A 21,715-nucleotide genomic window follows, 5' to 3' on the forward strand; every position below is an offset into this window, starting at 1 on the left:
CGACCCGCAATCACCCTGGCAGAAGGGCACCGTCGAGAACACGAACGGACGGGCCAGGAAATGGCTTTCGAGGGATATCGATCCGCTCTCGATCAGCGAACAGGACCTGAAGGAAATCTGCGACCGGCTGAACACGACGCCACGCAAGTACCTCGGCTACAAGACACCGGCCGAGGTCTTCCGCCAGAAGCTGCTCACGCAGGTGCGATCGGGAGGATAGGATCAACGAGCCCGCAAGTCGCGCCTCGGCTTGAGCTCACAGGTAGTATCTATTCCGTCAAGCCTATCGACCGGATAGCCCTAAACGTTTTAGCATATCAACCTGTCGAAGCGTCATAACAATCTCAACTCCTCACGTCTTCTCTCTACCATTTTAATGTCCTTCTCAGACTTGGAAGACATAATTCCCGAACTATTACTTTTCGGGAGAAACCATCGATACCGCGATCAAAAATCAGCCCATATCAATGCTCTATTTGGTGCAATTTCACTTGACCAACGAGGGTCGCCGCGGCATGCGGAATGCACGAACTTCGCAGGCGCGAATGAAGGGGCGAAACGCATGGCCGGCAAGAGCCAAATTGTAGACATTCCGAAACTCGGTGACCTCAAAGCGCATGGAGTGATTCTCTCCGGAAAAACTGTTTTGGATCCACGGTCCAAACTGACATTCGAAGCGCCTGTCCGCTTTCAGGATCTTTGGTGCTATAGCAACCTGAAAATTGGCGCGTTCTCCTTCCTGAGGTCGGCATTCATATCCGGCAGTCCCACGATCGGGCGTTATTGCAGTATCGGTGCGAATTTTAATATAGGCGAGCCCGATCATCCAACCACCTGGATGGGAACGACCTCTGTTCAGTACAGGCCGGAAAAATTCGGTTTCTTCGGCGATTGGACGGGCTTCGAAGGAACCGAGCGCACTCAGGAAAATAGCCCAGAAGCACATCGCCCCGCCGCGCGAATTGGCAACGACGTGTGGATCGGATCCAATGTCATGATCCTTCATGGTGTAACCGTTGGCAACGGCGCCATCATTGCGGCCGGTGCCGTGGTCACAAGCGACGTTCCCGACTACGCAATCGTCGGAGGCGTACCCGCACGAATCATCCGCATGCGTTTCAACAAACCGCAGTTGATCGCACGCATGCTGAAGGTGAAATGGTGGGACTTCTTCATGCAAGATCTTTCAGGTGTTCCGTTCGACGATCCTCAGGCCGCAATGGATGAAATCGTCAGCCGCGAGCAATCCGGCAAGATAAGACGGAAGCGTCCCGGCTTTCATACATTGCGCAAGATGGAAGACCGCTACAGGCTTTGGCTTCCAGCGCAAACAGAGGGGAACTCCTCACCCGAGAGCGCCGCCGCGAACGCGCCGCGATCCGAGGAGTAATAAAGGCTGCAAGTGGGGGCGAGCCAACACGCCCAGAGCAATGGGCTGGCCCTTCCCCCGTGACTACACGGGAATAAATGGATTTGATTGCGCGTAGCCTTGATAAAGGTCGAGATCGCCGTGCGCGATCCGCGCAAAAATTTCCGAAATACGCTGCGCTGCACGCCCGTCAAAGCTTGCCTGTGAAAACTGCTCTTCCGCCCAGTGAAGATCGTATCCGGCCACGATGTCCGCGGGCCGGTGCCGCGCATCTTCCAACGAAGCATGCAGTTGAACCCTATTGTGCGCGACAGGGATCTTTAGATTGTCCCAAATCTGGTCGAAGCGAATATATTTCGAACTGATCGCCACGCGCCCGCATAGCGCCGCCTCCAGAAGCATAGTGCTATTGACCGAGACGATTGTTTCGGAAGCAGCGATCGCCTCTTCGGCAGATAGCAGATAGAGGTGCGAATCATCGAGAGCCGCATTCGGCATCTCTGCAATACGCCGGTGGACCGATCTGCTGAAGATTTCCCCTCTGGACGGCGGCAGCCGAACCATCAACTGCGTTTTTTCCGTGATCTGAATCCAATCCAATACATCGACCAATGCGGCCTCTTGAGCCCGCATTGTCTTCCTCCAGGACCTGTACTGGCTATCAAGTGGCTGCACCGCAAAAGTGACGGTAAATTTGGCTGGATCAAGACCGAGGGCACGCAAGGGCTGCTTGTGCGACTGATTGGGATGACGCACGCTATCCAAATAGTCGAACTTTGGCCCGCCGGTCTTGATGATTCGCTCCGCAGGATAGCCGCGTTCGATAAAAATCTCGGTTTGGAGGCTTCCCCAACTGCAGACAAGGTCGCATGCAGGTCGGTTGATCAGCAATTTCGGATGCATGTAGTACATGCTTCGGGAAGCGAAGACCGATTCGTGCGGAACGAGCACGGTCGGGATGCCCAACTGACTTGCCGCGTAGACGAGATGCCGCATCGCAGGCGTCCAGTCCAATGTAACGATAAGGCCTGCCGCCCTGTCTCGATAAGGCATAAGCTTGTGCAGGCACATCTTCCTGTAGAGATCACCATTCTGAGCGGCAAACTTCAAAATGGACGCACGAGTCACTTTGTCGGTTTGGCCCGTAAACATGCCGATATTCTTGATCTGGTAATCCTGCGGCCGAGAGAGTGAGAGGATTAGCTTGTCAGTATGTTCGGGAATCCAAGACTGATATAAGAATATAGGCCTATTTCCAATGGTTTCGCTGGGCTGGTTTGCCTGAAACCATTCGGGTAGTTCGGTGTCCCGCCTGGACGTCAAGAAGCTGAAAACTCGCGCCACACTTTGCACTCTTGGCTCCACGACATATGCGGAAGACCACCATCGTGATAGCGGCCTAGGCTCACTTTTGAATTCATCCGACAACGAACGCGCAATCGTCAAATCCGCCTACACACCGCGACAAAAGCCAATGCATGCGGAAATTTGCACGTTGCGCTTGATATCAGTCGACATCCGAAAGTCAAACGGTCCTCCGACATAGCGGCGAGTATGACTAAGGATCACACGTTTTTTCACACGCGGGATATATCTAGCCGATAGAGCACCTCGTTCAGCCGCAGAGCAACGATTGCAGCGGCCGGAAGCGATACCGGCGTCAGACCAACTTACGCCAGAGGATCGTAGTGCAGTCGGCCGGTCCCGAGGTCTCGAAATGCACAGCTCTCGGGACCGAATCCCCGGCATTGTTGTTCATATAGCGGCGCCAATCCTTCATAAGAATCGGCACACGCTTGGTATCGCAGGCTAGCGCTAGCCTCCGGTTTTCGGTGTCGAACTTGTCAACCCAGCCATTGTCTTTCGGAAGGGTCTGGCCGATGGCCTGCAAGCGTGCGCCAACACCGGTATGCTCCACACAGAAGCACGCATTGTACACGCCGAGATATCCGCCCGGTGTCAGGACGTCGAAGATTGTGGTGATCGTTTCATCAAATAATCGGAATGGATAAAGGTGCCCGATTTGCTCCAAGCCGTAACTTGCCGGCCAATTTACTAAAACGTTCATCGCCACGACGGCATGGAAGGGACCGCGTGCGCGTAGCTCCGTCGACGTGCTTTCGAAAATCGAGATGCCAGTGTCCTTGCAACGATCAGCGGCAACCGCCAAAGCATCGCGGCTAATGTCACATCCATAGACCTCCGCATTCGGAATGACGCGAAGAATATCGAGCGGCTCTAGGCCTTCGGAGCATCCGAAGGAAAGGATTTTCGGTCGCTCTATACCCTCGGCCTCGAAAAGGCGCCCCAATTGATCAAACGTGCGATTGTTGCGTCCGGCGGCTGTGAAGTTCGAAGGCTGTGCCGCCCATTTCTCCCCAGCCGGCATGGGCGCGCTTTCAGCGTGTGCGTTTTTGAGCGCCACGACAACGGCGCCGGACCGACTGGCCTCCGGTGCAGCGCTATGGTTTTCAAAAGACGAGACGGAGCGTGGTAACGGTAGAAGTTGATCAGCCAGGAACGCCACATTCGGATCGCCGTTCTCTAGGTAAGCAGTCACATCGTCGTGGAACCAATAGGGTGGGCTGACGACCTTGTTGGTGATCTGACGTGAATGGTAGCGATAGTCGCGAATGCGATAGCTTCCACTCATATAATGCAGCCAGACCGCCGCCCGCAGCGGAACGTCGGCACTGACATCGACGGCCTGTTCACCACGCAGCATACGCTCATAATGGCCCCTGTCACGCGGCGCGATCTGACCGATCGGATAATCGCGGGGCGCAAAGTCCGAGCAGACGATACCCGGTATCTGCAGAAGGCCCAGCTCGATGGTCGTCGTTCCGTTATAGACCGTACCAATATCGATAAGATCTTTCATGTCAGCCATGTCGAACCAGTTATGACCGAGATAAATAACGTTTTCGGGCAGCTCGTCTATAATCAGATCCCGGAAATACTCGGTCAGGAAAGCGCCGATCTCATTCTTCAGCTCATGCGGATGGGGTTTAATAAGCAAGAGGGTGCTGGAACCCCGGACGGCTTCGATCGTGTGATTTAGCCACTCGGCCATGTTGCGGTGGACCGGTCCGCCATCGAACGGTACGGCCGAATCGCAAACCACCTTACCGAAGGCACAGGCAACGAGGCCGCCCTCGGCACGCCACGCCGCGATACGCTCCCGACAGGCCTCCGCTTCCGCAGGTCGTACCGTCGCCGTGCTCGTAGAGCGCCTGACCTTCGTTATATCTCTTACCCGCTCGAGGATCGAGGGCGCCTCTTCCCGATGCTCGTCGAAGAACGTCTCAAACTCGGAAGGCGTCGGGAAGCTTGCCGTGCGGTTGATGCGGGTCGCCGTCATGTTGCGCATGGCCATGCGCGTCGAAACTGGCGAGGAAAAATTGGCGAAATAATTCTGGTAGCCGTTCGTACCGTGAATACAGAAGAACTTTTCCGGATCGCCATGGGTTTCGCAATAAAGGCGGACCACCACATCGGGAAGCCGCGCCTGAAAATTCACCATAAAGCCCAGCGGCAGATCAAGTTCCGCCATCACGCGTCGCGCCGTCTGAAGCACGACGCCCGTCATTCGCGTCAAGTTCGAGAGACGCGACAACGTGCTGATCAGGGCAGGGCAGGTATAGTCGACATTATACCGGCGCCTATTGACCGCTGCTTCTTCCCATAGGGGATGCGTCAGGTCGATTGAATCCCATCGGAGATGTCCTGTCTCGACCTCGACTTCGAAATTCTCGATCGGATCGAATTCTCTCTCCCGTTCGCTGCGCAATCTCCCGCTGCCAAGGAAGCACCCCAGAAACTGGTCGATTTTGGCATTGCCGGTCTTGTCCAGTGGAAGCACGCCTTCGAAAAGCGGGATGATCGCCCAGCCGCGCCGCTTCATCTCGAGCAGGACGATCAGCGGGAACCGGGTCGTCTGGTCAATCGCCCGCGGAGCTAGGAAAATGACTCCTTTCGGTTCGGTCGGTTGTGGCACGGTACGCAGATACTTGGTCGTGTTCGCGGCAAATTCCAATTCGCCGATCTGCTTGATATATCCCCAGTGAACGACCGGATCGAACTTATTGAGCTTGGCTAGGTTGGCCGCGCAAACCCTCTTCAACAGCGTTGCCGCCGCACTGAAGCTGCCCTTTCGCTGAAGGATTTTGGCCATGGGCGCCGCCGCCACCGACATCGCGACAGTGTTGGGCAGGGCTTTATAGACTGACATCGCCCATCCATATTCACCGCACCGTAGCGCCCATAGGAAGAACGCCTTTACATCACGAGGCGAAGTTCTGGACAGTTTCAGCTTTCTCAAAACGCCCAGCGTCGGCCTGTGCCAACGCTCCGCATCGACGGACGACAAGGCCGCGGCGATCGTCCATGCCAAACCACGCGATCTCGCGGTTTTGGAAACCTTGAACAGTGTGGTTGAAATTAGTTCAAGATCATTCGTAAAGCCCAGCTTCTCCGCGACCCGCATTACCTGGGTCAACAATCTCACGGCCTTAACCCCTTTGTCCGACGCAAGTCCGAGCGCCTTTGCCTTTAGGGGGATTCCAATCATGTCGATCCATTGCGGGCGAATTTCGCGATAGCATTCGCGTGCAAGCGCATAGGCGTCATGATAGGTCGGCATGCGCCGCAAGCCGAGCTTCGTCATGTTTTCGATGGCGTCGAGACGCGCCTTGAGGCTCCGGCCATGTTCGAAGCTTCGCCGGCATGCGTCAAGATAGGTACCCGTTTGGCCCTGCTGCCAGGAACGCTCACTGGCCAGCGGATCGTTTGCAGCATCATCGCTTTCCGCGCCACCATCCCCGGTTACGGCCATATCATCGCGTGAAATGGAATCGACGACGCGCCAAACCTTTGTGAGAACCTTGTCGCGCGCCGACGGCGCGCGCGCCTGCGCGTCAAAACCGGCGTACGCCTCGCGCTCCTGCTTCATGGTCGCGAGGACAAGATCCGTCGCCTGGCTATAATCTCCCGATTTCGCGAGCATCACCGAATATATGTATGTCAGATAGATGCTGTTGGGATATTGCTTCGCGGCATCTCTGACGGGCTGAAGCAATTTTTCCCGCAGCTCGGCAGAAGCAAGCACCGCGTCGATAAAGCTGGCCGTGCGCAGGTTGACTGCACCTCGCTTCGCCTCTCCGCGCGCGATAGCCAGCATGGCCTCGTACACCTCCCGGCTGCTCGACGTCGTCCTTAACTGGCGCAATTTCGACGTATCTTTCCAGGATGCCGGTAAAAGCTTGCCGGGAGCGCGGGTGAAATCCATCCGGTCGATATGTGCACGCACCCACTTACGGCCTGTGCCAAGCGCCTTGCGATGGATCTTACGCACGGCAGCCAGCATTTTTTTAAAGGGCCGAACCACGACCTGTCGCGCGGTCACAACGCGTGAAACCCTCTTCCGGGTGGCAGCGCCCGGCTTGGCTTTCGCCTTGGCCTTTGAGACCGGCTTGGGTTTTTCACTACTTTCGAGCGTATCGTCGTTGTCCGTACCGATATCAACGGTCCTGACAAGCTCAAGACCCCTATCCTGAGCTGGTGCGACGTCCCTATCCAAGGGATCCGGTGCAACGACCGTGTCTGCAAGCCCACTGGACAGTGGATTTTCGGCCTCAACCTGATTGCGTTCCGGAATCATTGAAAGTCACCCATAAGTACAGTCGCCGCGCAGCAGATCCCCTTCCCTTCAGGGATGAGTATGACTTCAGGAAAACAGATCCCAGGAGACCGGTGTCCCGGCTGCAACCTCTTTCGTGACCTTACGACCCAGCAGAGTGTCGTAAAATTTCGGCGCTAGGCCGAGGCCGGGACGAATGCGCCGAAGATTCTTGGCGGTGAGTTCATCACCGGGCTTCAGATCGACGCCGACATAGAGCGAGCGGCGGCGCGTCCGGGCCTTGACTTCGGATTCCGTGGCGCCATACCACACTCGGCCAACGGCCTGCTTGACCCGCTTGCATTCCTCGACCATCTGCTTGAATTCGGCCGGCTCCAGAGAGAAAGCGGAATCAACGCCGCCTTCACTGCGCGCCAAGCAGAAGTGCTTTTCGATGACGGTCGCGCCCAATGCCGTTGCACCGACAGGGACGCCGACCCCGAGCGTGTGGTCCGACAGGCCCACTTCGCAGCCGAATAGCTGCGCCATGTGTGGGATCGTCAAGAGGTTCGTATTGGCCGGCGGAGCAGGATAGGTGCTCGTGCACTTCAACAACACCAGCGTTTCGCAGCCGGCTCCACGAGCCGCCGTCACGGCATCTTCGATCTCGCCGATTGTCGCCATACCAGTCGACATGATGAGTGGCTTTCCTGTCGCCGCCACCTTGCGGATGAGCGGTATGTCGGTCAGTTCGAAGGAAGCGACCTTATAAGCCGGAACGTCCAGGGTCTCCAGAAAATCGACCGATGTCTCGTCGAAAGCAGACGAAAAGCAAAGCATTCCATGCTGGCGAGCTCGATCGAAGATCGGCTTGTGCCATTCCCAGGGCGTATGCGCCTCCTTGTAGAGGCTGTACAGGTCACGACCCGCCCACAGGGATTTAGGGTCGGAAATGCTGAATTCGCCACGCGTCATGTTCAGCGTCATGGTCTCGGCCGTATATGTCTGCAACTTCAGCGCGTCGGCACCTGCTTCGGCAGCCGCATCAACGATTTCAAAAGCCAGATCGAGCGACGCGTTATGGTTTCCCGACATCTCCGCAATGATGAACGGGCTGTCGTCGAGCACTTTGTCTGTCCCGGCGTATACGGCTTTTTTGAACTGCGACATGGCGAGCTTTCAAACTGGTTGGTGGCGAAAAGTGCCACTGGGAAAACAACGGAATAACGGCGAGGTCAAGGCGCTCCGCCTGCCATCGTGGCAAGACCAGAAACAAGATCGAATTTTGGCGACCAAGCGAGATCGCGGGCCGCTTTGTCGATAGTCATGAACGGCTTGGGCACCGGCCCGTCATGGAAATCTTCTTGGCGGATTGACACCGGACTGGCGCAGGTCGCTGCAACCGCTTCGGCCATCTCCGCAACGGTCCAGGCCCGCCCGCCGCCGACATTGTAAACACCGCTTGCCGACGGTGACGTCAACGCCGCGACAATAGCACCGGCTGCGTCTTCCACATAGAGCTGGTCGACCCCATAGCGCGGGTTGCCACTCATGACGATGTCCCGTCCCGCCGCCGCTTCAGAAACAAAACGCATCAGCACGCCGGTCGTCCGCTCGCCGGTACCGAAGAGCGCTGAGAAGCGCAGCGAAACAGCTGTCGTCTTGGTCCCGCGGCAGATCAATTCGATGATCTGCTCACCCATCAGCTTGGACAGGCCATAAGCATTGATCGGGTGAGGCATGTGTGTCTCGGCGAAAGGCACCGCATCGAGTGCAGAATAGACGGCAGTCGTCGAGGCGAAAATGACACGCCCGACACCGGCAGTGACGGCAGCGGCGGCAACGCGCTCCGTTAATGCCAGGTTAGGCTCCAAGAATGGACCTAGCTCCCGGGGCGCGTCGGTACGCGCCATCCGGCGCCCGCCAAGATGGACGACGGCATCCTGCCCCGACATCCAGTCGGTAATGGACACCGCACTGTAGTCGGTCTCCCGAACGGTAATACCCGAAGCCTCTGCCGTAACCAGGGCTCGGGCATCGCGCGTCAGCGCGGTTACCGTCATGCCGGCGCCGCTGAGCGTCCGCAGCAGATTGCCCCCCAGAAACCCATTAGCACCGGTTACCGCTACCCTCACGCTCAGGCCCCCTTCGCCATCACGTCCGCGCGACGGTGCGTCCAGTCCGGGGAAAGACGAACATAGTAGCCGACCACTTCGAGTCGGCCATTGATCGCACCGACGACATCGCCGTCATTGTAGCGCCACTCGTGATATACGGCGTCATCGGGACGGGGAAAATCCGCCGACTGGAAGACCGTGCCGGGTGCTGCCTGCTGAAACATCAACTCATACACGGCCCCTTGCGTGTCCCGCCCTTCGACCACGTCAAGGATTTCGCCTGTCAGGGTCCGCAAGGTGAGCCCCATGAAATCGAAGTCCCGGGCGGCAAGGATCAAGCGCCATATATGGCAACCGTCGATACGCGGCGCGATCTCGACGATCCGTGGCCCCTGGTCGGTCACCTTCATTTGGAAGTACAGGCAGCCGTTGACTATGCCGAGCCGCTGCACCACGTCCCGAACAAGACGATCCGTTGCATCGATATTGGCCTGGGAAACGTTGGCTGTGGGAATGAGGTGGCCTGACGGTACGCCGATCAGATGATCGCCGTGAACAAGGCGTTCGGAAAGCTCTGCGACGACGACCTTACCGCCGGAGACGAGCACGTTCGTCGAGACCTCCACACCATTGAGATAGGCCTCGATGATTGCGGATCCCGTCGGCGACAGCGAGATTGCCCGCTCGACGGCACCGGCGAGGTCCTGCACCTGCTCGATCTTGGCTACACCGCGCTGCCCTTGGCTGTCCGAGGGCTTCACGATACAGGGGAAGATGGACCAGCCCGCGGCCTCAGAAGCATCCGAAAGCCGGATGAACGGAACGGGGCTCAGGCCCTGCGCGTTGAGCCATGCCCGCAGCTTCGTTTTCTGGTTGAAGAGATCGATCAGTTCCTCATCGAAAAAGTGCGGCAGGCCGAGAGCGTCGGATGCCGCGATGACCGCGGGAACAGCGATATCCGAAGAACAGGAATAGACGACTTCAGCCTTCACGTTCTTTGCCAGCGCCGTCACCTCCGCGGGCTTGCTGATATCCAGAAGATGGAACGTATCGGCAAGCGCCTCGCCGGCGCCGCCTGCCCGGTGCGCACAAGCATGAACGATCCATGCATCATCCTTCAGATGACGGATCAAGTCGGCCTGACCGGCATTCGTTCCCAAAACGAGGGCAACCTTGCTCATTCCTCTACGCCTTTCAGTAACATGTTTATCAAGCGGCGCGTCCCGCCGCAGTCAACCAGTTGTGATCCGCGCCGCGCCATTTCCGCGGCTGGTCCCGTGCTTGCGACAAGCGTTGCATAGGCTTCGGCTATCTCGCCGGGCGTCACGTCGCCCCAGCGCCCAAGATAGCGGGCCGCGCCGAGATTCTCCCAGCCTTGCGATTGCCGGACCTGGTTTTCGGCAATAGCCAGCAGAAGCATCGGCAGACCACAGCGGGCAGCCTCATAAGTGGTCGTTCCACCGCCGAGGATAGCAAGGTCGGAAGCGACCATCAAATTTGGGATGTTTGGCGGATTGACGTGCAGAACGACATTCTTCCAGTCTTCTCTTTCAATTCTCGCGGAAATCTCTGCGATTCTCGGATTGGAAGCACCCGACACGAGATGAAGGCGCGTATCCGGACCGGCAATCGGTTGGAGTGCAGAAAGCACACCGAGTGCCGCTCCCTTGTCGTCTCCCCCGCCGAAGGAAAGGAAGATATTGCCGGTTCTCCCGTTCGGTTCGGGAACGACGATCCCTTCGAATTCCTCGCGAAGGATCGCATAGCGAGGCCCCAGGAGGAATTCGACCTGTGGATGAGATGCGACGGCCCGGTAATGTTCGGGGCGCTCATAGGGGGAGGCGTTCACGACGAGACGGCCGAGAAAGACCTGCTCGCGGCTGGCGTCGAATTGCTGGAGCCAGTCTATGCCAGCATCCTGCAAGACCCGTTGAAACACTTCATTTGCACGATAGTCGTCGATGACGGCTTTTTTCGCTCCATGCGCGGCAGCGAAAGCTGTGAAAGCCGCCGCATCAGCTGCAATCGACGCGTCCACCGTGCGTTCGCACCATGCGGCAAACCGTGTTTCGTCCTCCACAACCCGGTAGGATCGCGCAGGCCCGTACATGATGGCCTTCTGTCCGGCAGCCAGAAGGGCATCGGCGAGAACCCGGCACCGAACCAGATGCCCCATGCCGACATGCGGTGTTGCATCGACGCAAAACGCAATCATCTTTGATCCGGCTTGCCATTTGGAAACATCGCCTGGAACATCAATTCGGCGCGCGTCCAGTCATCCTCCGTATCGATGTCGCAAACTCGCCAGGTTGGCAGGACGACTGCGGCCGAGCCCGAGGCCAAGATCGAACGCTCGCTCATGAACGCATCTCTCGTCCCCCAGTAGAAGGCACCGGCATCGTGCACCATTTCCTCCAGATCCTGAGAACGCGTCGCGAGTTTGGCTTCGTCCAATGGCACGACCGTGCCGTCAGCGTGCAGGCGCAGAGCCCTTTGGATCGGATGTGCGTAATGCGTAACGGAAACGGAAAAACCGTTCTCGGACGTTTCCAGTGCCGATAAACCGGCAACGAGATCACCGGCTGTAATAAAAGGGGTCGTCGCGTAGAGGCAGCAAATCTGCCTCACCGCCACACCCAAAGCTTCCATCGCCTCGATCGCATGGCGCACTACGGGCCGGGTCGGCGTGAGGTCATCGGCAAGCTGCGCTGGTCGCCGGAAGGGAATGGTCGCCCCGTGGGCCTCAGCAATCGAGATTATTTCCGCGTCGTCGGTCGAAACGATCACAGCGTCGAACACGCCGGAGAAAAGAGCCGTTTCGATAGGCCAAGCAATCATCGGTCGGCCCGCGAAGGTACGCACATTCTTGCGAGGCGTACGCTTGCTTCCTCCGCGGGCAGGGATGACGGCTAGCCTCATGCCAAAGCCTCACGAATCGTAGAGATGACGAAATCCTGCTGTTCGGCGGTCATCGTGGGATAGAGCGGCAGGCTGATGGCTTCCGCATAGTAGGCTTCCGACTGCGGAAAATCCTCGGGCTTTAAGCCGAACTGCTGGAAATCGGGTTGCCGGTAGACGGGAATATAGTGGAGATTGACCAGAATGTCCCGGCTACGCAGGTAGTCGAACAGTTCACGCCGCGACAGCTTGGCCTTATCGAGCTGCAATCGAATGACATAGAGGTGGAAGCCGGAATAATCCTCTTCCGAACGCCACGGCGTTATGAGCGGAAGCCCACTCAACTTTTCATCGTAGACACGCGCGATGGCATGGCGCTTTGCGACATAGTCCGTCAGACGCTCCATCTGGCTAAGGCCGAGCGCAGCCTGAATATCAGTCATTCGGTAGTTGTAGCCGAGCGCGATCTGCTCGTAATACCACGCGCCGTCCGGTTCCTTGCTCATTTCCGCCGAATCACGGGTTATGCCATGGCTGTTGAACAAGGCCATGCGCCGCGCCAGAACGGGATCGTTGGTCGTCGCAGCCCCCCCTTCTCCGGTTGTCACGATCTTGACGGGGTGGAAGCTGAACACGGTGATGTCGGAATACTGGCAGGCACCAACCGGCCAATCGCCAATCCGGCCGCCGATGGCGTGCGACGCGTCTTCCACGACCTTGAAACCGTAACGTTCAGACAAGGCCCGGATTGCGGGCATGTTGGCAGGCTGCCCGGCCAAATGAACGGGGATGACAACCTTGGGAAGACGCCCCTGCTTCTCCGCGGCCTGCAGCTTCTCTTCTAGCCTTTCCGGGCTCATCGTGTAGCTGAGGGCGTCAATATCGACGAAATCGATATCAGCTCCGCAATAGCGAGCACAATTTGCACTAGCCACGAAAGTGATCGGGCTTGTCCAGACGACATCGCCCGGTCCGACACCGAGCGCGTTGCATGCGTTGTGCAGCGACGACGTAGCGCTGTTCGACGCGATACAGTACTTCGCCCCGGTCACCTCGGCCAATGCACGTTCGAACCGCCCCACCGCAGGGCCTTGCGTCAGATAGTCCGATGTCAGCACCGCACGGACGGCGTCGATATCCGCCTCGGTGATCTCTTGCCGCCCGTATGGAATAATCATTTTAGATCTTTCCAATTTTGGCGGCGTTCGCATCGATCCAGGACGAAAGCTGGGCGTCAGACATCCACTCGGAATTGTTATCGGAGCGGTAGGAGAAGCCTTCCGGAACCCGCGTGCCGTCCTTGATGCGACTCTCATCGAGATGCCAGTTGTGGATGGACGGAAGAATTTTGAAATGGCCAGGATATTCGTAGGTGTTGTACGCGTCCTCTTCACCGATCATCTGCTCGTGCAACTTTTCACCCGGACGGATGCCGATGATCTCGTGTTCAGCCTCAGGAGCAAGCGTAGAAGCGATGTCGACGACGCGCATGGAGGGAATCTTCTTAACGTAGATTTCGCCGCCAATCATGTCATCGAAGGCGTGCCAGACCAGTTCAACCGCCTCTTCGAGCGAAATCATGAAGCGGGTCATTCTAACGTCCGTGATCGGCAACTTGCCGCTGCTGGCCAGCGACTGGAATAGCGGGATGATCGACCCGCGCGAACCCATGACATTGCCGTAACGGACAACTGAGAAGCGCGTAGTGTGCGTGCCCGAATAGGAATTGCCGGCGACGAAGAGTTTGTCCGATGCGAGCTTAGTCGCACCATATAGGTTGAGCGGACTGCTCGCTTTGTCCGTTGAAAGCGCAACGCAACGCTTGACGCCCTTGTCGATGCAGGCATCGATCAGGTTCATAGCGCCCATTACGTTCGTCTTCACGCATTCGAACGGATTGTATTCGGCCGTTGGGACGATCTTCGTGGCGGCTGCATGAACGACGTAGTCGATACCATCTAGAGCCCGCTGCAGACGCGCACCGTCACGCACGTCGCCGATGAAGAAGCGAACGCGGGGGTCGTCGCCGTAGAGCTTGGCCATTTCCCACTGCTTCATCTCGTCTCTCGACAAAATGACTAGCCGTTTGGGATTATACTTCGCCAGCGTCATGGGAACAAAAGTATGGCCGAACGAACCAGTGCCGCCGGTGACAAGGATGGAGGGTCTGTCGTGCATAGTGCTCGTTTCTACGTTTTGAACTTGTGGCAGAATTGATCCGAAACCAAAGATAGGAATGCCGCCACACAGGGAAGGAATTCTTTAAAACTCTCGATCTGCTCGGGAATGTTCCCTACAGATGAGGAGCTCAGGTGTCATTGTCAGCGCTCTCTATCGCAAACTCCTACTATTTTGCAAGACCGGCCCACAGCGAACTTAGCGGGCTTGTCAACTGCAATCCACGACATTGCGTTACCACGCCAACCCTTCGAGTACGGCTCCAGAGCGCAGCTTGCCGGACCGTTTGCAAAACCGCTTCGCGGTTGCGGCGCGAGAGCAGGTTATCGAACTGACGTCTCTTGCAATCGCCAAGGGATAGACCTTGAATTCCGCTATTTCCGGCACCGTAAACCCTTAAACTGTTAAATACCCGCAGAGGTCAACGGTGTCAGACCTTGACGCCTGCACGAATGTGATGGCATTCGCCCGAAAATATGGCGCCATTTCCTTCAGCTTGTGATTTAAGCCAGAGGAATTTCCGGTTTTCGGACAATAGACGTTCCAAGGTGCTGGGCACCACGGAAAGAGATACGAAAGAGGAGCGGCTTCTATTCGCTCGCATGATGACTTAGCGGCCTCCACCGGTTTCGAGGAGGCTCAGGATGGGAGCCTTATGGCCCACGCTGCTTATTCCACGCTCGCAACAGACGAGGCGAACGTTCTCGACCTGCTGGAACGCATTGCGGCGTCCGAACGGGGGAATGGGGCACCTTCTTATGACGATGCCCTCATGACGACACGACTGATGGCGGCAGCCAAGGGTCGCGCAGCTTTGTTCGAAGCCTTCGGCCGGCGCGATTTTTCAGGGGAGCCTGCTCTTTATCTGACGTATATACGCGCCGTGGTTTACGCGAAACATGGACACATTGATGGCGCGCTCGCTACCGTTCGGGCGGCCCGAGGGCGCGCCACAGACAAAGTCGGCCATCGATGGCTCGATCAGGTGCTGGCTATCATAGACAGGATCGCAGTCGAGACAAAGGCGGAAGAGAGCGACGACCGGACATTGGCGATAGAACGGAATTCGTTGCTCGAACAGGGAAAGCTCAGCGAACATATCGCCCATTGCCGCAACCGCTTTCACAAGGCCAAGACACTGGTCGGGAAGCTGAAGGCGATCCGCTCCATGTTAGGCACCGCGCGCCGGCCGATCCCAGACTATCGCCCCGCCTTCGCGGCCGCGCGCGAATGCTACCTTTCGATAGCGCCCGAAATTTCCCGTCTGGCTGCGCCGCTTCATTCGATGGTGCGAGCCGGGTCGAAGGAGCCTTTTGCGTCGCTTTCTGCCGGACGCGGCCTATTAAACGCCTGGCCGCTCATTTCAGCGCTCGATATCGCCGCAAAAATCGGGCTTCGCGAAGAAGTGGCGCAACTGGCTCAAGGACTATATGCGCTCGCAAGCCATCCGCTCGGCTACGTCGTTCGCTGGCCGATCGTCGCCAACCTGATCAAGGCCGACTACGATCGCTGGGTAGAACCCTCGCGTCAACTTGTTACCACCCATCTGTATCGCCCCCTCTCCGCCCTCGATGTCCGGTTCTGTTTCGAATGGGCAGCGCGGTGTGGAGAATATGACCTCGCAGAAGATGTTCACAACCGCTTGCCGCGAAGGCTGAAGGGCAAGGTCGGCTATGCCGCCTTCGCCACCATATTGCAGCGACAGGGGCGCTTTGCCGAAGCCTATGCCTTTCTGGCCCACCATGCCGCAGATTTCTTGTCTGATACCGGCCGCACCGATGCACAGGAACATTGGAAGGCCGTCATTCATCTCGGGCAACTCGATTTTTCTGCCCGCGCCGCAAACCTGTTATCCGAAATTCCGCAGCCCTCGAACCCCAAAGGCGTCCTGTTCGTGTTGCCGATGACGGCAAACCTCTCAACGCTTCTTCCCATCACGGTTTTGCAGGAAGCCAAGCGGCGCAGCTGGGCGATCATTCCGCTCGTCGAAGGTATTTTTCCGCTGGAACGCACGGGGCGCCCTGAGATCGATCGTTTTTTAGGCTGCATCCGCGCAACCGGGCAACTGCGAAGCGATATTTGTGCCGGGCGCAAGCAGGACGTTCTGGTCGATATTCCTCATGGCCACCTCCGGATTGATGGTCTCACTTTTGATCAAGCGCTGTGGGAGGAAGCAGCCATTAAACAGCGCCGCTATCGCGTCGAATACGGATGTCCGACTTTGCAGGCTTATCTGCGCAAACAGACGACCTGGGCAGTATCGACAGCGACTGTCCTGCCCCAGATACACAAGGCCTTGGAAGCGATCGGGTTGCCCGCTGGAACATTGGTGACCTTCCAGGCCCGAATACCCGATGCCATTGTGCATGCCTGGTGCGCCAAGCATGGCGATCCACAGCGCTTTTTCTGTGCGCAAGGCTCGAACGGCTATCAAAATTATTTCGCAAATTTTTCCGAACCTGTCTCCTCCCGGATGGCGATCCGTAACATGACGGCGGCGGGGCCATTGCGCTCTCCTAGCTTCCCGACTCCGCAGGAATTCGACGACTACTATACAAGGTTCCGGGCACAAGCTCCTGATATTCTAGAACGCGTGCAGGATATTACGCGCCTGCGTCGTTCTCGTCGCATCGGATCGAAACACCCGATAGAAGCGGAGGCCCTGGTTCAACGTGTAAGGGCATGGCGCGCGGCGGGCGGGAAAGTTGCCTGCGCCTTCGGCAAGGTCGTCTGCGATTCCGGCGTTCCGATCGATGGCGGTCCTGCTCATCGATCGATGTATGACTGGATCAACCATACGGTCGCCTCCGTCGCCGGCTCGAAGACCCTATTGCTGGTAAAGCCTCATCCGCATGAGCATCGCAACGAAATCGGCGCTTATCTGACGGAAACGTTTGCACAATTGATTGATGTTCCACCCACCGAGAATGTCTACATCCTTGGGCATGACTGGTTCGATATGGCCGATCTAATGAACCTTATCGATATTGGACTAGTCTACAATGGAACATCGACGATCGAGCTGGGACTGCACGGAAAGCCCGCCATTCTTTGTTCCGACTATGCTGTTCTCGACTATCCCATCGGGCAAGCCGCTCCGCGCGACCGGGCTCACTATGAGCGACTCGTACGGTTCGAAGAAGCGCTGGACGTCGCGCCGGATCTTTCCATGCGGGCAGCCGTCTGGTTGCACTATCTGTCCGGCAACGAGCGGATCAAGACCTACCGCTACCACGCGCGCCCGATAACGAACCGATCAATCTATCCTCCATGGTGGTTCGAGGAAGACCTCACGGCCCTGAAGCTGCAAGGAGACCCCGCAGTCGGCCAGCTTACCGACGAAATCACCGGACCATCCGCCTAGAGAGTACTCTAGGCGGTCCTTCTCACCGAATTCGATGGTGCGCCAGAGAAACTCGTGTGAATGAAGCGGCGAGACCGTATAGACTTCCTGTCGCTTTCCAGAGCCACGACGGAGTAACACCGAATGTCCCTGTCCCAAACCCTCAGCCCTCGCTCGCTTCGAGCACCCGAAAGCGGCATCGTCGAGGTCGTCAATTATGCGCGCGGGCGCGAAGGTCTCATTCCGCTGTGGGTTGGCGAAGGGGATTTGCCGACGCCTGAATTCATTGCGCGCGCGGCCTCCGAGGCGCTGTTGCGCGGCGAGACCTTCTATACGTGGCAGCGGGGGATCCCGGAGCTTCGGGCTGCCTTGTCGCGCTATTACGCGCGGCGTTTCGGGGCGACGCTGTCCGCGGAACATTTTTATGTCGTCGGGTCCGGTATGCAGGCGATCACGCTTGCGATCCAGGCGCTCGTCTCGCCCGGCGACGACATGGTCTATCTGACGCCGGCCTGGCCGAATTTTGCGGCGGCGGCGGAGCTTTCGGGGGCCAATCCCATTGCCGTGACGCTTGATTTCGCCGGCGGACGCTGGCAGGTCGATCTCGATCGCATCGAGGCGGCGATCACGCCGAAGACGCGCGTGCTCTTCATCAACACGCCCTCGAACCCGACCGGCTGGACGGCATCACGCGAGGACCTGAAGAACCTTCTTGCCATCGCGCGCCGGCATGATCTCTGGATTATGGCCGACGAAATCTATGCACTTTATCACTACAGCGGAGAGAGGGCGCCGTCCTTCCTCGATGTGATGGAGGAGGGTGACAAGGTCGTCTTCGTCAATTCCTTCTCGAAGAACTGGTCGATGACCGGCTGGCGCGTCGGCTGGATCGTCGCACCGCCGGAAATGGGTCAGGTGCTGGAAAACCTCATCCAGTATTCCACCTCCGGCGTGCCGCAGTTCCTGCAGCAGGGCGCGATCGTGGCGCTCGACGAGGGGGATGCCTTCCTCCAGGCGAATATCGACAAGGCGACGAAGAACCGCGACGTGTTCTGCGATGCCCTGATCGCCACCAACCGCGTCGAGACGCTGAAGCCGGACGGGGCGCTCTACGCCTTCCTGAAGATCGACGGCGTGACGGATTCACGCCGCGCCGCAATCGACATTGTCGACCGCACCAATGTCGGCTTGGCGCCGGGCACGGCCTTCGGGCCCGGCGGCGAACTCTTCATGCGGGCCTGCTTCCTGCGCGATCCCCAGCAGATCGCGGAAGCCGCCGATCGGCTCGCCCGTTATATCGCGGCGCGCTGAAACCTTCACAGCCGGGCGAGCACGAAATCGGCCCGCTCGGCCACCGACACTTTCGGCAGGATCACCGTCTCATAGCCGAGCGTCGGATAGGTCCTTTCCAGCCGCTCATATTCGGCGAGCGCCGCCTCGAAGCCGTGGCGGCGTTCCGGATCGCTCTTATAGATATCCGGCCAGGGTGGTGTGAGGAAAACGCGCGCATTGTAGCGATGCTGTCCGGCGAGCGCTGCCAAAGCCGGCTCACCGGTTTGCGCCTCCAGCGCCGAGGCCGTATCAATCCATCCGCGATCGAAGAAGACGAGGCCGGGCTGGTCCCGCATCGCCTCCCGGTCGGCGAGCGCCATTGCGATGGCGCGGCGGGCGAAGGCGGCAAGATCGCGCCAGGGCAACGCCATGCCGTCGGTTGCCAGCTCCTCCTGGACGATACGGCGGCCGGGCTCCTCGACCGTCGCATGGCCGCGGCGGCCGAGTTCCTCCAGCAGTGTGGATTTTCCGCCGCCCGAGCAGCCGGACAGCAGGATGAAGTGATCGGACATGCTCTTGCCTTTCTACGGCGGGAGAACGCGTGGGCACGATTGCGGTTGCGTCTTGTCTGCAGGCGCGCTGATATGCGCGAAATTCAGCGATTCGGGAGATTACATGGCAGTTCTGGTGACGGGCGGCGCGGGTTACATCGGCAGCCACATGGTCTGGGCGCTGATTGATGCCAGCGAAGAAGTGGTGGTTCTGGACCGGCTCTCGACCGGCTTCCGCTGGGCGGTCGCGCCCGAAGCGCGCTTCTATGAGGGCGACATCGCCGATACCGCGCTTTTGTCCACCATCTTCGGCGAAAACAGCATCGACGCGATCATCCATTTCGCCGGCTCGATCATCGTGCCGGAATCGGTCGCCGATCCCCTCTCCTATTACGAGAACAACACCGTCAAGTCACGGGCGCTGATCGCGGCGGCCGTGGCGGCCAAGGTGCCGCATTTCGTCTTCTCCTCGACAGCGGCCGTTTACGGCACGCCCGATGGCACCGAGCCGGTGCTGGAGACCGCCGCGCTTCGCCCGGAATCGCCCTATGGTGCCTCCAAGCTGATGACGGAGATCATGCTGCGCGACACCGCCGCCGCGCATGACTTCGCCTATACGGCGCTGCGCTATTTCAACGTCGCCGGCGCCGATCCGCGCGGTCGCACCGGCCAGTCCGGCGTGGGCGCCACTCATCTCATCAAGGTGGCGAGCCAGGCCGCGCTCGGCAAGCGTGACGGCATGGACGTCTATGGCACGGATTACCCGACACCCGACGGCACCTGCATCCGCGACTATATCCATGTCAGCGACCTCGCCAACGCGCATCTCAAGGCTTTGCAGCGCATGCGCGCCGGCGGCGGCTCGATCGTCGCCAATTGCGGTTATGGCAAGGGTTTCTCGGTGCTGGAGGTGCTCAAGCAGGTCAAGGCCGTGTCGGGGCAGGATTTCCCGGTGCGGTTCGCCGGCCGCCGGCCGGGCGATGCCGTGCTGATCGTCGCCAATCCCTCCATCGCGATGAAGGAGCTGAACTGGCAGCCGCAGCATGACGATCTCGATTTCATCGTGCGCACCGCGCTCGATTGGGAAGAACATCTCGGCAAGCGCAACCAGATCTAGGAAATCCGCTCAGTCCTCGCCGAGCTCAGCCTTCTCATAGGCGATGGCGTGCTGGATGAGCTGCGCCCAGATGCCCTCGTAGAAATCGCCGTCGAGGCCGTGGGCCTGCGCATTGCGGTTGGCGTTGTCGCGCACTTCCTTCACACGCACCGGCACGTCGGCGGGAATGCCAAGGCCCGCCTTGATCTCGGCGGCACGGCGGATGAAGCTCCAGCGCTCCTCGAAGAGCGCCATCAGCGCCTGGTCGACCCGGTCGATGTTTTCGCGGATTTCCGCCATCGTCGTGCAGTCTTCAGCCGTCTTCGCCATTCCGGTCTCCTTTTGCGAGACCCGGATAGCAGAGGAATGATCGGGGGGAAAGGCGTCTCGCTGTCGCGAGACACTAGGCCACATGCAGGCCCGGGGGTTAAGCAAAAGGAGGGTGCGGTCCTGTCTTTCACTTGCGGGCCTGCATGCTGGCCGAGGCGGAACCTAGGCATGTAAGCTGGCGCGAAGCTGGATGCAGTTACGTTACGTGAAGTTACGTTCCACTCGCTAATTTATTAATCAATCCAAGCCCTCTGACAGCGAGCGTGCCGCCGGGTATGCGTTGCGCGCACGGCAACAAAAAACCTCCGCCGGGGGGAACGGCGGAGGTTTGACAGGCCGGTCTTCAGGCCCGAGGCAGAGAGGGGGCGCCTCGCAAAAGACCTGGCCTATGGCCGCGGGTCGTCGCGGTTAGTGGCGCGGTGCGGCGTCGCCGTAGCGGTTTGCAGCCGGATCGACATAATCGACCTTGCCCTGCGGGCCGCTGTTGCTGATCGAAGCCGTGGTGGTCTGATCGACGACCGACTTGCCGGCATTCGGGCCGTACTGCTGGACGTCGGTGCGGCCGAAGTTGGGGTTTTCAGCGAAGGCGGCACCGGCGGAAAGCGACAGGGCGGCGATGGCGATTGCGAACTTGTTCATGGTCTTAACCTTTCGAATTTGGGAGGATCAGCCGACCGGACCTGCCGGTCGGCGAAGGGCCTTGTGAGGCGTCGATTAACGGCCGGCGTAGGGAGCGCCGTCGCCGTAACGGGTCGAGGAGGACATCGCGACTTCCTGGTTGTCAGCGGAAGCGGCATCCGTGTGCGACTTGATCGATGCGGTGATCGACTGGTCGACGGCCGGCTGGCTGGCCTGGAGATCGGAACGGCCGAAGTTGGGGTTTTCAGCGAAAGCGGCACCGGCGGAAAGCGACAGGGCGGCGATGGCGATTGCGAACTTGTTCA

18 protein-coding genes are annotated in these 21,715 nt (G+C 58.7%); 5 read left to right on the forward strand and 13 right to left on the reverse strand.

Annotation, left to right across the window (positions count from 1 at the left end; genetic code table 11):
* The coding region (locus ACOZKU_RS09110) for a transposase (protein ID WP_421578601.1) at positions 1-220 on the forward strand (220 nt) is incomplete at its 5' end.
* A 342-nt stretch (positions 221-562) separates the two neighbouring features.
* Positions 563-1,390, forward strand: coding sequence for a CatB-related O-acetyltransferase (locus ACOZKU_RS09115; RefSeq protein ID WP_421578602.1), 828 nt, complete (start codon positions 563-565; stop codon positions 1,388-1,390).
* 63 nt (positions 1,391-1,453) lie between these two features.
* On the opposite strand, the gene ACOZKU_RS09120 is transcribed toward ACOZKU_RS09115, so the two are convergent.
* The 9 genes from ACOZKU_RS09120 to pseB all read right to left on the reverse strand — a co-directional run bounded on the left by ACOZKU_RS09120 (position 1,454) and on the right by pseB (position 14,179).
* Positions 1,454-2,521, reverse strand: a complete 1,068-nt coding sequence (locus ACOZKU_RS09120) for a hypothetical protein (protein WP_421578603.1) — start codon at positions 2,519-2,521, stop codon at positions 1,454-1,456.
* A 508-nt stretch (positions 2,522-3,029) separates the two neighbouring features.
* Positions 3,030-7,028: a class I SAM-dependent methyltransferase gene (locus ACOZKU_RS09125; RefSeq protein WP_421578604.1), complete on the reverse strand. Its 3,999-nt coding sequence runs from the start codon at positions 7,026-7,028 to the stop codon at positions 3,030-3,032.
* Between the two features lie 66 nt (positions 7,029-7,094).
* A complete protein-coding gene (pseI, locus tag ACOZKU_RS09130) occupies positions 7,095-8,156 on the reverse strand; it encodes a pseudaminic acid synthase (protein WP_421578605.1) in 1,062 nt (353 codons plus the stop codon).
* A 65-nt stretch (positions 8,157-8,221) separates the two neighbouring features.
* Positions 8,222-9,121 carry an NAD-dependent epimerase/dehydratase family protein gene (locus ACOZKU_RS09135; protein WP_421578606.1) on the reverse strand — a complete coding sequence of 300 codons (900 nt, stop codon included), beginning with the start codon at positions 9,119-9,121 and terminating at the stop codon, positions 8,222-8,224.
* Positions 9,122-9,123: 2 nt separating this feature from the next.
* Positions 9,124-10,284: an ATP-grasp domain-containing protein gene (locus ACOZKU_RS09140; RefSeq protein ID WP_421578607.1), complete on the reverse strand. Its 1,161-nt coding sequence runs from the start codon at positions 10,282-10,284 to the stop codon at positions 9,124-9,126.
* Positions 10,281-11,318, reverse strand: coding sequence for a PseG/SpsG family protein (locus ACOZKU_RS09145; protein WP_421578608.1), 1,038 nt, complete (start codon positions 11,316-11,318; stop codon positions 10,281-10,283). The genes ACOZKU_RS09140 and ACOZKU_RS09145 overlap by 4 nt, the downstream gene beginning before the upstream one ends.
* A complete protein-coding gene (pseF, locus tag ACOZKU_RS09150; protein ID WP_421578609.1) occupies positions 11,315-12,022 on the reverse strand; it encodes a pseudaminic acid cytidylyltransferase in 708 nt (235 codons plus the stop codon). The genes ACOZKU_RS09145 and pseF overlap by 4 nt, the downstream gene beginning before the upstream one ends.
* Positions 12,019-13,176 carry a UDP-4-amino-4,6-dideoxy-N-acetyl-beta-L-altrosamine transaminase gene (gene pseC, locus ACOZKU_RS09155; RefSeq protein ID WP_421578617.1) on the reverse strand — a complete coding sequence of 386 codons (1,158 nt, stop codon included), beginning with the start codon at positions 13,174-13,176 and terminating at the stop codon, positions 12,019-12,021. The genes pseF and pseC overlap by 4 nt, the downstream gene beginning before the upstream one ends.
* Before the next feature lie 4 nt (positions 13,177-13,180).
* On the reverse strand, positions 13,181-14,179 hold the full coding sequence (pseB, locus tag ACOZKU_RS09160; RefSeq protein WP_421578610.1) for a UDP-N-acetylglucosamine 4,6-dehydratase (inverting): 999 nt from the start codon (positions 14,177-14,179) through the stop codon (positions 13,181-13,183).
* 655 nt (positions 14,180-14,834) lie between these two features.
* Between pseB and ACOZKU_RS09165 the strand changes: the two genes are divergently transcribed.
* Together ACOZKU_RS09165 and ACOZKU_RS09170 are read left to right on the forward strand one after the other, a co-directional pair.
* Positions 14,835-17,543 (forward strand): hypothetical protein, encoded by a 2,709-nt coding sequence (locus tag ACOZKU_RS09165; protein WP_421578611.1) that lies wholly within the window; start codon positions 14,835-14,837, stop codon positions 17,541-17,543.
* Positions 17,544-17,666: 123 nt separating this feature from the next.
* Complete coding sequence (locus tag ACOZKU_RS09170) at positions 17,667-18,833, forward strand: pyridoxal phosphate-dependent aminotransferase (RefSeq protein WP_421578612.1); 1,167 nt, start codon at positions 17,667-17,669, stop codon at positions 18,831-18,833.
* A gap of 5 nt (positions 18,834-18,838) precedes the next feature.
* On the opposite strand, the gene ACOZKU_RS09175 is transcribed toward ACOZKU_RS09170, so the two are convergent.
* A complete protein-coding gene (locus ACOZKU_RS09175; RefSeq protein ID WP_421578613.1) occupies positions 18,839-19,366 on the reverse strand; it encodes an AAA family ATPase in 528 nt (175 codons plus the stop codon).
* Between the two features lie 103 nt (positions 19,367-19,469).
* Here ACOZKU_RS09175 and galE point away from each other — a divergent pair, with 103 nt between their 5' ends.
* Positions 19,470-20,462 (forward strand): UDP-glucose 4-epimerase GalE, encoded by a 993-nt coding sequence (gene galE / locus ACOZKU_RS09180; protein WP_421578614.1) that lies wholly within the window; start codon positions 19,470-19,472, stop codon positions 20,460-20,462.
* A gap of 9 nt (positions 20,463-20,471) precedes the next feature.
* Here the strand turns inward: galE and ACOZKU_RS09185 are convergent, their stop codons facing one another.
* From ACOZKU_RS09185 to ACOZKU_RS09195, 3 genes are all read right to left on the reverse strand, one after another.
* Positions 20,472-20,771 carry a chorismate mutase family protein gene (locus ACOZKU_RS09185; RefSeq protein WP_314092428.1) on the reverse strand — a complete coding sequence of 100 codons (300 nt, stop codon included), beginning with the start codon at positions 20,769-20,771 and terminating at the stop codon, positions 20,472-20,474.
* 408 nt (positions 20,772-21,179) lie between these two features.
* The gene (locus ACOZKU_RS09190; RefSeq protein ID WP_421578615.1) at positions 21,180-21,410 is read right to left on the reverse strand and encodes a hypothetical protein; all 231 of its coding nucleotides are present in this window, start codon (positions 21,408-21,410) and stop codon (positions 21,180-21,182) included.
* Between the two features lie 75 nt (positions 21,411-21,485).
* The coding region (locus ACOZKU_RS09195) for a hypothetical protein (protein ID WP_421578616.1) at positions 21,486-21,715 on the reverse strand (230 nt) is incomplete at its 5' end.

Source organism: Shinella sp. M31, assembly GCF_049199205.1.
In the GTDB taxonomy this organism is placed as follows: domain Bacteria; phylum Pseudomonadota; class Alphaproteobacteria; order Rhizobiales; family Rhizobiaceae; genus Shinella.

Coding starts and splice junctions, on each gene's coding strand:
- ACOZKU_RS09175 (WP_421578613.1), bottom strand. CDS start 19,366: ATGTCCGATCACTTCATCCTGCTGTCCGGCTGCTCGGGCGGCGGAAAA.
- ACOZKU_RS09140 (WP_421578607.1), bottom strand. CDS start 10,284: ATGAGCAAGGTTGCCCTCGTTTTGGGAACGAATGCCGGTCAGGCCGAC.
- galE (WP_421578614.1), top strand. CDS start 19,470: ATGGCAGTTCTGGTGACGGGCGGCGCGGGTTACATCGGCAGCCACATG.
- pseB (WP_421578610.1), bottom strand. CDS start 14,179: ATGCACGACAGACCCTCCATCCTTGTCACCGGCGGCACTGGTTCGTTC.
- ACOZKU_RS09170 (WP_421578612.1), top strand. CDS start 17,667: ATGTCCCTGTCCCAAACCCTCAGCCCTCGCTCGCTTCGAGCACCCGAA.
- ACOZKU_RS09145 (WP_421578608.1), bottom strand. CDS start 11,318: ATGATTGCGTTTTGCGTCGATGCAACACCGCATGTCGGCATGGGGCAT.
- ACOZKU_RS09190 (WP_421578615.1), bottom strand. CDS start 21,410: ATGAACAAGTTCGCAATCGCCATCGCCGCCCTGTCGCTTTCCGCCGGT.
- ACOZKU_RS09125 (WP_421578604.1), bottom strand. CDS start 7,028: ATGATTCCGGAACGCAATCAGGTTGAGGCCGAAAATCCACTGTCCAGT.
- ACOZKU_RS09165 (WP_421578611.1), top strand. CDS start 14,835: ATGGCCCACGCTGCTTATTCCACGCTCGCAACAGACGAGGCGAACGTT.
- ACOZKU_RS09185 (WP_314092428.1), bottom strand. CDS start 20,771: ATGGCGAAGACGGCTGAAGACTGCACGACGATGGCGGAAATCCGCGAA.
- ACOZKU_RS09120 (WP_421578603.1), bottom strand. CDS start 2,521: ATGTTTACGGGCCAAACCGACAAAGTGACTCGTGCGTCCATTTTGAAG.
- pseF (WP_421578609.1), bottom strand. CDS start 12,022: ATGAGGCTAGCCGTCATCCCTGCCCGCGGAGGAAGCAAGCGTACGCCT.
- pseI (WP_421578605.1), bottom strand. CDS start 8,156: ATGTCGCAGTTCAAAAAAGCCGTATACGCCGGGACAGACAAAGTGCTC.
- ACOZKU_RS09115 (WP_421578602.1), top strand. CDS start 563: ATGGCCGGCAAGAGCCAAATTGTAGACATTCCGAAACTCGGTGACCTC.